We start from the raw sequence: 12,876 nt of genomic DNA, 5'->3' as shown, positions 1-12,876 counted from the left end.
GAGGACGGACCGGCGACGTCAGTGGTGCAGGATCTTCGACAGGAAGTCCTTGGCACGGTCGCTGCGCGGGTTGCTGAAGAACTGGTCCGGCGTGGCCTCTTCGACGATCCGGCCGTCCGCCATGAAGACCACGCGGTTGGCGGCCGACCGGGCGAAGCCCATCTCGTGCGTGACCACGACCATGGTCATGCCGTCCCGGGCGAGCTGCTTCATGACCTCCAGCACCTCGTTGATCATCTCCGGGTCGAGAGCCGACGTCGGCTCGTCGAACAGCATGACCTTCGGGTCCATGGCCAGCGCCCGGGCGATGGCGACGCGCTGCTGCTGACCGCCGGAGAGCTGGGCGGGGTACTTGTCCGCCTGCGCGCTCACACCGACCCGGTCGAGCAGCCGGCGGGCCTTCTCCTCGGCCTTCTTCCTGTCGGCCTTGCGGACCTTGACCTGGCCCAGGGTCACGTTCTCGAGCACGGTCTTGTGCGCGAAGAGGTTGAAGGACTGGAAGACCATGCCCACGTCGGCGCGCAACCGGGCCAGCGCCTTGCCCTCCTGGGGCAGCGGCTTGCCGTCGATCGCGATCGAGCCGGAGTCGATCGTCTCCAGTCGGTTGATGGTGCGGCACAGCGTGGACTTACCGGACCCGGAGGGTCCGATGACCACGACGACCTCGCCGCGGGCGATCGTCAGATCGATGTCCTGGAGTACGTGCAACGCGCCGAAGTGCTTGTTGACGCTCTTCAGGACGACCAGCTCGTCGGTCGCGGCCACGTCTTCCTTGGCCACCGATACTTCGGTCATCGCTCTAAGGCTCCGTCCTCCTCGGTTTCGGAGGACAGTAGTAACGCTCTACGACCTGCGTCATTACATCTGAGGGGAATCTGAGCATCACGATCCGGTAGCAATCGGACACGTCTCGTAGCACTTGTGAGCAGGGCAGATATCGGCCGGATAACTTCGGGTGCCCGCAAGCGGAACCCTCTTGACGGGGTCCCCGTCCATCGGCGTGACTGCACAGGGTGCCCGCGCGCGCGTGCACGCGTTCTTGTACACGTCGTGACCGTACGGCCGATGAACAGAAGGGGGCCCGGATGAGGCTGCTGCTCGTCGAGGACGACAACCACGTCGCCGCCGCGCTGTCCGCGATCCTGGCCCGGCACGGTTTCGACGTCACCCACGCGCGCAGCGGCGAGGAGGCCCTCCAGGCACTGGTCCCCGAGTGCGACGGCTTCGGCGTCGTCCTCCTCGACCTCGGCCTGCCCGACCAGGACGGATACGAGGTCTGCAGCAAGATCCGCAAGCGCACCGGCACCCCGGTGATCATGGTCACCGCCCGCTCGGACGTGCGCTCCCGCATCCACGGCCTCAACCTCGGCGCCGACGACTACGTGGTGAAGCCGTACGACACCGGTGAGCTGCTCGCCCGCATCCACGCCGTCAGCCGGCGCACCGCCCAGGAGGACACCTCCTCGGGCATCGAGACCGCGATCGGACTCGGCCCGGTCCGCATCGAGCTGCCGACCCGACAGGTCAGTGTGAACGGTTCGGTCGTCCAGCTGACCCGCAAGGAGTTCGACCTGCTCGCGTTGCTCGCCCAGCGTCCCGGCGTGGTCTTCCGCCGGGAGCAGATCATCAGCGAGGTCTGGCGCACCAGCTGGGAGGGGACCGGGCGCACCCTGGAGGTGCACGTCGCCTCCCTGCGCTCCAAGCTGCGCATGCCCGCGCTCATCGAGACCGTACGCGGCGTCGGCTACCGCCTCGTCGCGCCCACCTCCTAGCGGGCCCGGGTGCGCACACGCCTGCTTCCGCTGCTCATCGTCCTGATGGCGGCCGTCCTGCTCGCGTTCGGTGTCCCGCTCGCGGTCAGCGTCGCCCGGGCCGAACAGCAGAAGGTCGTCGTCGACCGCATCGACGACACCGCCCGCTTCGCCTCGCTCGCCCAGTTCGTCACCGACGTCGTGGACTCGTCGTACGGATCACGCACCGTGCCCAGCGAACGCCTGGAGACCCTGCAGAACGAGCTCACGAGCTACTACGAGGTCTACGACATTCGTGCGGGCGTCTTCTACCGCAATCACATCCCCGTGGCCAATGCGCCGACGACCTGGTTCCTCCCCCAGACGGGTGAGGTGCGGGACGCCTTCGAGGAGGCGCTGCTCAGCCGTCGCAGCCACGACCCGAAGCAGGTGTGGCCCTGGGAGGAGGGCCGGCTGGTGGTCGCCTCGCCGGTCATCCGGGACGGGGACGTCGTCGCCGTCGTGGTCACCGACTCGCCGACCGACTCGATGCGCTCGCGCACCCTGCACAGCTGGCTCATCATCGGCGCCGGCGAGCTGGCCGCCATGCTGCTCGCCGTCGGCGCCGCCCTGCGGCTGACCGGCTGGGTACTGCGCCCCGTACGCGTCCTCGACGCCACCACCCACGACATCGCCACCGGACGCCTGAAGTCCCGGGTCGCACCGGCCGGGGGACCGCCGGAACTGCGCCGCCTGGCCAAGTCGTTCAACGAGATGGCCGACCACGTCGAGGACGTGCTGGAGCAGCAGCGGGCCTTCGTCGCCGACGCCTCCCACCAGCTGCGCAATCCGCTCTCCGCGCTGCTGCTGCGCATCGAGCTGCTCGCCCTGGAGCTGCCCGAGGGCCATGAGGAGATCGCCTCGGTCAAGACCGAGGGCAAGCGCCTGGCCCGTGTCCTGGACGACCTGCTCGACCTGGCTCTCGCCGAGCACGCCGAGCCCGACCTCCGGCTCACCGACATCGGCGCGCTGGCCGCCGAACGGGTCGCGGCCTGGGTGCCGACCGCCGAGGCCAAGGGCGTACGGCTGGTCGGGGACTGCCCGCCGACCACGGCGTGGACCGACCCGGTGACGCTGTCCAGCGCACTGGACGCGGTCATCGACAACGCGGTCAAGTTCACGCCGCAGGACGAGACCGTGCGGGTCGAGGTCGCCTCCCGGGGGGCCGACTCCACCGTCGTCGTCACCGACCACGGACCCGGCCTGACGGACGAGGAGCTGTCCCGCATCGGCGACCGCTTCTGGCGCAGCGGCCGGCACCAGAACGTCAAGGGCTCCGGGCTCGGCCTGTCCATCTGCCGGGCCCTGCTCGCCGCGAGCGGCGGCGGCATCGCCTACGACCATCACGAGCCGCGCGGGCTGAAGGTGACGGTGACCGTGCCCCGGAACCCGCCCCAGGGCCTGGAGGGGCCGGCCTCGGATCAGGGCTTGACCGACCGGTAGTAGCGCCGGGCGCCCTCGTGCAGGTGGAGCGGGCCCGTGTAGATCGCCGTGCGCAGATCGACCAGCTGGGCCGAGTGCACGTGGGCGCCGATGCCGTCCCGGCTCTCGATCACCGTCCGGGTCAGCCACTCGGTGAGCCGGGGATCGAGGTCGTCGCGCGTCACGAGCAGGTTGGACACCGCCATCGTCGGCACCACGGACCCGTTCTGCACGGTCGGGTAGGCGGACTCCGGGATGTTGGTGGCGCGGTAGTAGCGGGTCGCGCCGCCCTGGGTGTGCAGTTGGGCCACGACCTCCTCCGCGATCGGCACGAACCGGAAGGCGGAGGTCTCCGCTATCCGCCTCAGCCCGTCGGTCGGCAGGCCACCGGACCAGAAGAACGCGTCCAGGCCCTCCCCGAGCCGCCCCGGCCCCGTGTCGATGCCGTCCGACCGGGGCGTGATGTCCTTCTCCGGGTCGATGCCCACCGCCCGCAGCAGCCGGGTGGCGATCAGCCGCACGCCGGAGTTGGGCAGCCCGATGGCCACCCGCTTGCCCCGCAGGTCGGAAAGGGAGTGGACGTCGGAGTCGCCGGGGACGACGAGCTGGACGTAGTCGTCGTAGAGGCGGGCCACTCCGCGCAGCGCGCCGGAGCCGGGGCGCTCCTGGATCTTGTACGTCTCCACCGCGTCGGCCGCGGCGATGGTGAAGTCGGCCTCCCCGGACACCACTCGCTCGACGTTCTCCTGGGACCCGGCGCTGGGCACGAGGCGGACCTTCAGACCGGGCATGTCCTTGGCGAGCCGGTCGCGCAGCAGCTCGCCGTACTTGTGATACACACCCGCGTGCGTGCCGGTGCTGAAGGTGATCGTCCCCCTCGGCGGCTCCTCGCCCAGGGGCAGCAGCCACCACAGCAGCAGCCCGAGGGCGATGACGGCGGCGGTCGCGGCCCGTACGGCCCGGCGCCTGCCGATGCGGAGGAACAGCTTGGACATGCGCGCGATCCTGCCAGCCCGCATGCCCGCTGACCAGGGCCGGGCTCACAGGGCGGGCCGGGGAGTGTCAGTGGCCGTCGTTACAGTCGGCCGCATGAGCACTTCGCCCGCCGAACTGGTCCGCGCCTTCCACCTCGCCTTCGGGCTGGACGCCCGCAGCACGCCCACCGAGGTTCCGCCGGAGCTGGCGGCGCACCGCGGCGACCTGCTCGCCGAGGAGGCGGCGGAGGTCGCCGAGGTGTCCGTCGAGGGCCCGCTGGACCGCCTCGCCCACGAACTGGCCGACGTGGTGTACGTCGCGTACGGCACGGCCCTGGTGCACGGCGTCGACCTCGACGCGGTGATCGCCGAGATCCACCGGGCCAACATGTCGAAGCTGGGCCCCGACGGCCGGATCGACCGCAGAGCCGACGGAAAGGTCCTCAAGGGCGAGCACTACGAAGTCCCGGACGTCGCGGCGGTGCTGCGCCGGCAGGGGTGGGTGCCGTCGGGGGAGCGCTGACGACGCCGCTTCGCCCCGAGAGCGGGCTCGGGCGGCTCCGTTCCGCCCCCCGGCCGCCCGGGGTCGGGACGGCGTCGGACCCCGCTCAGGGACGGCGACGGCGTCCGCGCCCCCGAGAGGGCCCGGACGCCGACGTCCGCGTGAGCGCTCGCCTCAGTCGCCGACCGACGCCTCCGCCCCCGTCGCCTGCGGCGAACCGGCCGGAGCCTTCGGGCCGCGGCCGGCGTCGCGGCGCCAACGGGACAGCCGCGTGGCCACCGACTCGGTGTAGCGGGCGGTCAGCGGGCCGAGGATCACCAGGATCAGGACGTACGCCGTGGCCAGCGGGCCCAGCGACGGCTCGATACCGGCCGACACCGCGAGCCCGGCGATGACGATGGAGAACTCGCCGCGGGCCACCAGCGCACCACCCGCGCGCCAGCGGCCCTTCACGGAGATACCGGCCCGCCGCGCCGCCCAGTACCCGGTGGCGATCTTCGTCAGTGCGGTGAGGACGGCCAGCGCCAGTGCCGGCAGCAGCACCGGCGGGATGCTCGCCGGGTTGGTGTGCAGACCGAAGAAGACGAAGAAGACGGCGGCGAACAGGTCCCGCAACGGGCTCAGCAGCGTGTGCGCCCCCTCCGCGACCTCCCCCGACAGGGCGATGCCCACCAGGAACGCCCCGACCGCGGCCGACACCTGGAGCTGCTGCGCCACACCCGCGACCAGAATGGTCAGACCCAGCACCACCAGCAGGAGCTTCTCCGGGTCGTCGCTGGAGACGAACCGCGAGATGACCCGTCCATAGCGCACCGCCGCGAACAGCACCAGCCCCGCCGCGCCCAGCGCGATCGCCAGCGTGATGCTGCCGGCCAGCAGGCCGACCCCGGCCACCAGCGCCGTGACGATCGGCAGGTACACCGCCATCGCCAGGTCCTCCAGGACCAGCACGCTGAGGATCACCGGGGTCTCCCGGTTGCCGATCCGGCCGAGATCGCCGAGCACCTTCGCGATCACACCGGACGACGAGATCCAGGTGACGCCGGCCAGCACCACGGCGGCCACCGGGCCCCAGCCCAGCAGGAGCGCCACCGCCGCGCCCGGCACCGCGTTGAGCGCGCAGTCCACCAGGCCCGCCGGATAGTGCGATTTGAGGTTGGTGATCAGATCGCCGGCCGTGTACTCCAGGCCGAGCATCAGCAACAGCAGGATGACGCCGATCTCGGCACCGGTCGCGATGAACTCCTCGCTCGCACCGAGCGGCAGCAGCCCGCCCTCGCCGAAGGCCAGACCGGCCAGCAGGTACAGCGGGATGGGCGAGAGGCGGAACCGGCCGGCGAACCGGCCGAGGAGCCCGAGCCCGAGGATGATGGACCCGAACTCGATGAGCAGAACCGCGGAGTGCACCGGCTCACTCCCGCCCGAGTATCGTCGCGGCGGCGTCGACGCCCTCGCGGGTGCCGATGACGATCAGGGTGTCGCCGCCCACCAGGCGGAAGTCCGGCGCGGGCGACGGGACCGCCTCGGCATGGCGCAGCACCGCCACCACGGAGGCGCCCGTCTCCGTGCGCATCCGGGTCTCGCCCAGCGCCCGGCCGTTCCAGCGCGAGGTCGCGGAGACCTCGATGCGCTCGGCCACCAGCCCCAGGTCCGAGGTGTGCAGCAGGTTCGCGCTGTGATGGGACGGCTGGAGGGCGTCTATCAACGCGCCCGCCTCCGGGCCGGTCAGCTTCAGGGAGTGGGCGCAGGAGTCGGGGTCGTCGGCCCGGTACAGGTTCACGGTGCGGGCGCCGTCGCGGTGCGCCACCACCGACAGGTGGCGGTGCTCCCGGGTCACCAGGTCGTACTGCACCCCGATTCCCGGCAGCGGCGTCGCCCTCAGGCGTGGAGCGGACATGTGGCTTCCCCTCGTTCGTCCCTCTACATCATGCTGCGCGCGCGGCCCGCGCATCACGTGCTCGCGGCGCCGCCATGCTGACATCCGCCGTACGGTCGCGACATGGGTCCCGGCGCCCCGGCGCCCCGGAGGAACTCGGCCCGAGCCGTGAACCGGCCGTGAACGGGCCGCGACCAGCGGTGACCCGGGTTGTCCACAGGCGGCCGGGGCCACTGTCGCGGACCGCCTACCCTTATTGCCATGAGCAGCATCGACCGGAGCCAGTCAGTGGGCGGCACGCGCACATATGAGGTCCGCACCTACGGGTGCCAGATGAACGTCCACGACTCCGAGCGTTTGGCCGGTCTGCTGGAGGACGCGGGCTACGTCCGCGCCGCCGAGGGCGCCGACGGCGAGGCGGACGTCGTCGTCTTCAACACATGCGCCGTGCGGGAGAACGCCGACAACAAGCTGTACGGCAATCTCGGCCACCTCGCCCCGAAGAAGGCGAAGCGGCCCGGAATGCAGATCGCGGTCGGCGGCTGCCTGGCGCAGAAGGACCGCGACACCATCGTCAAGCGCGCGCCCTGGGTGGACGTGGTCTTCGGCACGCACAACATCGGCAAGCTGCCGGTGCTGCTGGAGCGCGCCCGCGTGCAGGAAGAGGCGCAGGTCGAGATCGCCGAGTCGCTGGAGGCGTTCCCGTCCACGCTGCCGACGCGCCGCGAGAGCGCCTACGCGGCCTGGGTCTCCATCTCGGTCGGCTGCAACAACACCTGCACCTTCTGCATCGTCCCGGCGCTGCGCGGCAAGGAGAAGGACCGCCGGCCCGGCGACATCCTCGCCGAGGTCGAGGCCCTGGTCGCCGAGGGCGTCTCCGAGATCACCCTCCTCGGGCAGAACGTCAACGCCTACGGCTCCGACATCGGCGACCGCGAGGCGTTCAGCAAGCTGCTGCGGGCCTGCGGGAAGATCGACGGCCTGGAGCGGGTCCGCTTCACCTCGCCGCACCCGCGCGACTTCACCGACGACGTCATCGCCGCCATGGCCGAGACCCCGAACGTGATGCCGCAGCTGCACATGCCGCTCCAGTCCGGCTCGGACACCGTCCTGAAGGCCATGCGCCGCTCCTACCGCCAGGAGCGCTACCTGGGGATCATCGAGAAGGTCCGCGCCGCCATCCCGCACGCCGCGATCACCACCGACATCATCGTGGGCTTCCCCGGCGAGACCGAGGAGGACTTCGAGCAGACCCTGCACGTGGTCCGCGAGGCCCGCTTCGCCCAGGCGTTCACCTTCCAGTACTCCAAGCGGCCCGGCACCCCGGCCGCCGAGATGGACGGCCAGATCCCCAAGGAGGTCGTCCAGGCGCGCTACGAGCGGCTGGTCGCCCTCCAGGAGGAGATCTCCTGGGAGGAGAACAAGAAGCAGGTCGGCCGCACCCTGGAGCTGATGGTGGCCGAGGGCGAGGGCCGCAAGGACGACACCACCCACCGCCTGTCCGGCCGCGCTCCCGACAACCGCCTGGTGCACTTCACCAAGCCCGAGCAGGAGGTCCGGCCCGGCGACGTGGTGACGGTCGAGGTCACCTACGCCGCGCCGCACCACCTCCTCGCCGAAGGCCCGGTCCTGGACGTGCGCCGCACCCGCGCGGGCGACGCCTGGGACAAGCGCAACGCGGCCGAGCAGGCCAAGCCGGCCGGCGTCATGCTGGGCCTGCCGAAGATCGGGGCGCCGGAGCCGCTGCCGGTCGCCACGGGAAGCGGCTGCGGCTGCGACTGAGGGTGCGCTGCGTCGCGGGACGGAACAGAGCAGCCTGCCCGGCCTGCCCGGCCTGCCCGGCCGACGCGCGGACCGCGGCCTGATGTGCCGCGCCGGTCGTCGGGCCGGGGTGCCGGCGCGGGGCTGACGTGTCCGTCGTCGGTCCGACCTGCTGAGCGAGGACCGAGGGCGAGACGTTGCACCGCCCCTCATGGAGGGCGGCCGGGCCCCGGGTTACGCTGCCGATCATGCTTGTCGCCGCAGCCGTATGTCCCTGCCCGCCCCTCCTGGTGCCCGAGGTGGCCGCGGGCGCCGCACCCGAGCTGGACGGTGCGCGTGCCGCGTGCGCGGACGCGCTCGCCGTGCTCGCCGACGCCCGGCCCGACCGGCTCGTGGTCGTCGGGCCCGCGGACGGCGCCGGGCCGGAGACGTATCCCGAGGGAACTCGGGGATCCTTCCGCGGCTTCGGCGTGGACCTGGATGTCCGGCTGGGCGCGGCCCGGGACACCGGCATGGAGCGAAGCCTGCCGTACGGGCTGGCCGTGGGCGCCTGGCTGCTGGGGCGCACCGGTTGGGCCGGCACCCCGGTCGAGGGGCTCGCCGTGGGGGAGGCGCTGCCGGCCGAGCGGTGTGCCGGCATCGGGCGCGAGGCCGCCTCGCGTGCAGAGCGGCTCGCGCTGCTGGTGCTGGGCGACGGCAGTGCCTGCCGCACGCTGAAGGCCCCCGGCTACCTCGACGAGCGGGCGGCGCCGTTCGACGCGGGGGTCGCGCGTGCGCTCGGGTCGGCCGATGCGAGGGCCCTCCGGGAGCTGGACGCGGGGCTGTCCCGCGAGCTGAAGGTTTCGGGCCGGGCGCCCTGGCAGGTCCTCGCGGGCGCGGCCGAGGGAACGCGCCTGGAGGGTTCGCTGCTGTACGACGACGCGCCGTACGGGGTGGGATACTTGGTGGCCGCCTGGTCGTAGGGGCGCGCGCCTCGGCCGGCGCCCGGTCGAGGCGCGCGCCGGGCACGCCGCTGTCCCGTCAGGAGTGCGGGAGCGCGCACCGCCGATCCTCGGCATGGACGCGGTGGACGGCCGTGGAGCGCGTGGGCTCCCGGCCGTCCACCGTTTTCCGTCGTGCGCGGCGCCGTCGGTTGCGAGGCCCGGCTCAGGAAGCCGGAGGCGGGCCGGCCGGCGGTGTGGTGCCCGGGGGCGTCGAACCCGGAGGTGTCGAACCCGGCGTGCCGTCACCGCCCCTGTCACCGGAGGGGGCGTCCTTGTGAGCGAGGCGGTCCATGGCGTCCTTGGCCTTGCCCGTACCGGACTGGATCCGGTCGCTGTACTTGCCCTTGGTCCTCTGGTCGACCGTCTTGGCCACCTTGTCGAGACCGCGGTCGATCTTGTCTCCGTGCTCCCTCGCGAGGTCGGAGACCTTGCCCTTCGCCGGGCCCAGCCTGGCCTTCAAGTTGTTCAGCAGACCCATGGTTCACCCTTCCCTCGCGGGCGGTTACGAGCGGGCGCCCTCGCCGGCCTCGTTGTCGACGGCCGCCCCGGCGGACTGCTGCTTGGGAATCTCGACGCCGTCGGAGCCGGCCGCCGCGGCGGGCCGTTCGGTCTCCGCCGGCTGCGACGCCTCCGCGTCGCCGGTGCCGTCCGAGCCCTTCGGCTCCGTCGTGTCCGCGGCGTCCTCCGACGCGGACTCGGGGGCCGGTGCGCCGGTCCGCTGCTCGGCGGCCGGTGCCTCCTCCGTGGCCTTCGACCTCCGAAGAAGCCGTGCAAAAACGCCCATATCAACTCCATACGGTACTCGTGCGGGCGAAATCCCGCGTTGCCCGGTGCGTCCGATTGCGCGCCCCGGGCCACCGCCCCGGTGATGCGGAGGCGGGAACCTCGCAACGGGCAACGACCTCGCCCCCGCGCCGTCACGTAACTCGTTCGAGGGCACGGCGGGAGGTTTGCGAGACTGGTGCGGTGAGCAGCGCACCCCCAACCCCCCGTGTCATCGCAGTTGTCGGCCCCACCGCGGCCGGAAAGTCCGATCTGGGGGTTTTCCTGGCCCAGCGGCTCGGCGGGGAGGTCGTCAACGCCGACTCCATGCAGCTCTACCGGGGGATGGACATTGGCACCGCCAAGCTGACGCCCGAGGAGCGCGGCGGGGTCCCGCACCACCTGCTGGACATCTGGGACGTGACCGTCACGGCCTCCGTCGCCGAATACCAGCGGCTGGCCCGGGGGCGCATCGACGCACTGCTGGCCGCCGGACGCTGGCCGGTCCTGGTGGGCGGCTCCGGCCTCTACGTTCGCGGGGCCGTCGACAACCTGGAGTTCCCCGGCACCGACCCGGAGGTCCGGGCCCGGCTGGAGGGCGAGCTCACGCTGCGCGGCTCCGGGGCGCTGCACGCCCGCCTGGCCGCCGCCGACCCCGAGGCCGCGCGGGCCATCCTGCCCAGCAACGGCCGCCGGATCGTTCGCGCCCTCGAGGTGATCGAGATCACCGGCCGGCCGTTCACCGCCAACCTCCCCGGCCACGACTCCGTCTACGACACCGTTCAGATCGGTGTCGACGTCTCCCGCCCCGAGCTGGACGACCGCATCGCGCGCCGGGTCGACCGGATGTGGGAGGCGGGTCTGGTGGAGGAGGTGCGCGCGCTGGAGGCGCGGGGCCTGCGCGAGGGGCGTACGGCGTCGCGTGCGCTCGGCTACCAGCAGGTACTCGCGGCGCTCGCCGGCGAGTGCACGCTTCAGGAGGCGCGGGGTGAAACCGTGCGTGCCACGAAACGCTTCGCGCGCCGTCAGGATTCGTGGTTCAGGCGCGATCCGCGGGTGCACTGGTTGAGTGGGGCCGCGGCGGATCGCACGGAACTTCCGCAGCGCGCTCTGTCGTTGGTCGAACGACCGGTTACAGCCTGATCACGTCATGGCATCGGGACGCTCCGGCCGTCATCGCGGCCTCCGGTGCCGTGCCATCATCGAGCTTCGATCGACCAAGTGGAGTCCAAGTTGGGAGGGCGCGTGGCGATGGAGGCCGGCCCTCGTGACACCGCACCGAGCACCGAGCACGTCACCACCGAGCACGGTGAACCGGAACCGGACGGTGCCCGGCTGAGCCCGGACGGCCCGGACGGGCCCGAGCCGGAGGAGATGTACGCGGGCGGCGGCGAGGTCGACGAGGTCGAGCTGCGTCCGCAGCGCCGGCTGCGCATCTGGCAGCTCGCGCCCATCGTGGGCCTGGCCGCGGTCGGCTCCCTGATGTTCGCCTTCCCGCTCGCCTTCGACTTCGGCGACAGCGGCGCCGTGATCGCGATGCTGGGCCTGCTGATCTGCTCGTGCGCCGCGGGCTGGGGCATGACGGCCGCCCGCCGCGTGGGCTACACCTTGCCGGGCCTGCCCCAGCGGGGCTCGAGCCGCCGTCCCGACTGGCGGGTCGTCCTCGCGTACGTCGTGGTGGTCGCGGCCGTGATGGTCCTCGCGGTGTGGAGAGTGGCCCGACTGCGCGGCTGAGGGCCGGGTTGCGGCCGGGAGTGCTGTGGCCGGGTCGCGGCTGGGACTGCTGCGGCCGGCTGCGACTGTCGTGGCCCGGCTGCCGGCTGCGACTGCCGCGGCCCTGCTGTCGTACCCACCCCGTACGATCGAGGAATGAGCACGCGCGCGCGGATCGCCTTCCTCAAGGGCCACGGTACCGAGAACGACTTCGTGATCGTCCCCGACCCGGACAACGCCATCGACCTGCCCCAGGCCGCCGTCGCCGCCCTGTGCGACCGCCGCGCGGGCATCGGTGGCGATGGACTCCTGCACGTCGTGCGGTCCGCCGCGCACCCCGAGGCCAAGGACATGGCGGCGGACGCGGAGTGGTTCATGGACTACCGCAACGCCGACGGCTCGATCGCGGAGATGTGCGGCAACGGCGTACGGGTCTTCGCCCGCTGCCTCCAGCACGCGGGCCACGTGACCGAGGGCGACCTCGCCGTCGCCACGCGCGGGGGCGTGAAGACCGTACACATCGCCAAGAACGGTGACGTCACCGTGGGCATGGGCCGGGCCCGGCTCCCCGAGGGCGAGGTCACGGTCGGCGTCGGCGAGCGCAGCTGGCCCGCGCGGAACGTGAACATGGGCAACCCGCACGCGGTCGCCTTCGTCGCCGACCTGGCGCACGCCGGTGACCTGCTCTCCCCGCCGCCGTTCCGGCCGGCCGCCGCCTACCCGGACGGGGTGAACGTCGAGTTCGTGGTCGACCGCGGCCCTCGGCACGTCGCGATGCGGGTGCACGAGCGCGGCTCCGGAGAGACCCGCTCCTGCGGCACGGGCGCCTGCGCCGTGGCCGTCGCCGCCGCCCGCAGGGACGGCGCCGACCCGGCCGTCACCGGGGCCCCGGTGACGTACACCGTCGACGTGCCCGGCGGCACCCTGGTGATCACCGAGCGGCCCGACGGCGATATCGAGATGACGGGCCCCGCGGTGATCGTCGCCGAGGGCGAGATCGAGCCGGAATGGCTGGAAGGGGCCCTGGGTGTGGCGTGACGGCAGGCGGCCTGCCCGACGACTCGCCACCGCGCGATGTTCGTCGGCTCCAAGG

The 12,876-nt window shown here is 72.3% G+C and carries 14 protein-coding genes; 8 read left to right on the top strand and 6 right to left on the bottom strand.

The window, feature by feature from the left end:
- Positions 1-18: 18 nt before the first annotated feature.
- Positions 19-795 carry an amino acid ABC transporter ATP-binding protein gene (locus ACLGIH_RS08485; RefSeq protein WP_416524620.1) on the bottom strand — a complete coding sequence of 259 codons (777 nt, stop codon included), beginning with the start codon at positions 793-795 and terminating at the stop codon, positions 19-21.
- Between the two features lie 290 nt (positions 796-1,085).
- Here ACLGIH_RS08485 and ACLGIH_RS08480 point away from each other — a divergent pair, with 290 nt between their 5' ends.
- Entirely contained in the window at positions 1,086-1,772 is a 687-nt protein-coding gene (locus ACLGIH_RS08480) for a response regulator transcription factor (RefSeq protein WP_416524619.1), read from the top strand.
- 9 nt (positions 1,773-1,781) lie between these two features.
- Positions 1,782-3,233, top strand: a complete 1,452-nt coding sequence (locus tag ACLGIH_RS08475; RefSeq protein WP_416524618.1) for a HAMP domain-containing sensor histidine kinase — start codon at positions 1,782-1,784, stop codon at positions 3,231-3,233.
- On the opposite strand, the gene ACLGIH_RS08470 is transcribed toward ACLGIH_RS08475, so the two are convergent.
- Positions 3,212-4,207, bottom strand: coding sequence for a TAXI family TRAP transporter solute-binding subunit (locus ACLGIH_RS08470; protein ID WP_416524617.1), 996 nt, complete (start codon positions 4,205-4,207; stop codon positions 3,212-3,214). The genes ACLGIH_RS08475 and ACLGIH_RS08470 overlap by 22 nt on opposite strands.
- Before the next feature lie 94 nt (positions 4,208-4,301).
- Between ACLGIH_RS08470 and ACLGIH_RS08465 the strand changes: the two genes are divergently transcribed.
- Positions 4,302-4,709, top strand: coding sequence for a pyrophosphohydrolase domain-containing protein (locus ACLGIH_RS08465; RefSeq protein ID WP_416524616.1), 408 nt, complete (start codon positions 4,302-4,304; stop codon positions 4,707-4,709).
- A gap of 153 nt (positions 4,710-4,862) precedes the next feature.
- Here the strand turns inward: ACLGIH_RS08465 and ACLGIH_RS08460 are convergent, their stop codons facing one another.
- Complete coding sequence (locus ACLGIH_RS08460) at positions 4,863-6,095, bottom strand: cation:proton antiporter (protein WP_416524615.1); 1,233 nt, start codon at positions 6,093-6,095, stop codon at positions 4,863-4,865.
- A gap of 4 nt (positions 6,096-6,099) precedes the next feature.
- Positions 6,100-6,585, bottom strand: coding sequence for a cation:proton antiporter regulatory subunit (locus ACLGIH_RS08455; RefSeq protein ID WP_416524614.1), 486 nt, complete (start codon positions 6,583-6,585; stop codon positions 6,100-6,102).
- 240 nt (positions 6,586-6,825) lie between these two features.
- Between ACLGIH_RS08455 and miaB the strand changes: the two genes are divergently transcribed.
- A complete protein-coding gene (gene miaB / locus ACLGIH_RS08450; protein WP_416524613.1) occupies positions 6,826-8,346 on the top strand; it encodes a tRNA (N6-isopentenyl adenosine(37)-C2)-methylthiotransferase MiaB in 1,521 nt (506 codons plus the stop codon).
- A gap of 227 nt (positions 8,347-8,573) precedes the next feature.
- Positions 8,574-9,287, top strand: coding sequence for a class III extradiol dioxygenase subunit B-like domain-containing protein (locus tag ACLGIH_RS08445; protein WP_416524612.1), 714 nt, complete (start codon positions 8,574-8,576; stop codon positions 9,285-9,287).
- A gap of 184 nt (positions 9,288-9,471) precedes the next feature.
- Here the strand turns inward: ACLGIH_RS08445 and ACLGIH_RS08440 are convergent, their stop codons facing one another.
- Together ACLGIH_RS08440 and ACLGIH_RS08435 are read right to left on the bottom strand one after the other, a co-directional pair.
- Positions 9,472-9,786, bottom strand: a complete 315-nt coding sequence (locus ACLGIH_RS08440; RefSeq protein ID WP_416524611.1) for an antitoxin — start codon at positions 9,784-9,786, stop codon at positions 9,472-9,474.
- A 24-nt stretch (positions 9,787-9,810) separates the two neighbouring features.
- Positions 9,811-10,092 carry a hypothetical protein gene (locus ACLGIH_RS08435; RefSeq protein ID WP_416524610.1) on the bottom strand — a complete coding sequence of 94 codons (282 nt, stop codon included), beginning with the start codon at positions 10,090-10,092 and terminating at the stop codon, positions 9,811-9,813.
- Between the two features lie 182 nt (positions 10,093-10,274).
- Between ACLGIH_RS08435 and miaA the strand changes: the two genes are divergently transcribed.
- From miaA to dapF, 3 genes are all read left to right on the top strand, one after another.
- Positions 10,275-11,213, top strand: coding sequence for a tRNA (adenosine(37)-N6)-dimethylallyltransferase MiaA (miaA, locus tag ACLGIH_RS08430; protein ID WP_416524609.1), 939 nt, complete (start codon positions 10,275-10,277; stop codon positions 11,211-11,213).
- Positions 11,214-11,321: 108 nt separating this feature from the next.
- Positions 11,322-11,804, top strand: a complete 483-nt coding sequence (locus ACLGIH_RS08425; RefSeq protein WP_416529316.1) for a hypothetical protein — start codon at positions 11,322-11,324, stop codon at positions 11,802-11,804.
- A gap of 135 nt (positions 11,805-11,939) precedes the next feature.
- Positions 11,940-12,821: a diaminopimelate epimerase gene (gene dapF, locus ACLGIH_RS08420; protein WP_416524608.1), complete on the top strand. Its 882-nt coding sequence runs from the start codon at positions 11,940-11,942 to the stop codon at positions 12,819-12,821.
- Positions 12,822-12,876 lie beyond the last annotated feature (55 nt).

The organism is Streptomyces hamibioticus, assembly GCF_047946815.1.
Taxonomy (GTDB): domain Bacteria; phylum Actinomycetota; class Actinomycetes; order Streptomycetales; family Streptomycetaceae; genus Streptomyces.
Note: the sequence above shows the minus strand (reverse complement) of the source record. Positions and strands in the feature narration are given on the sequence as shown.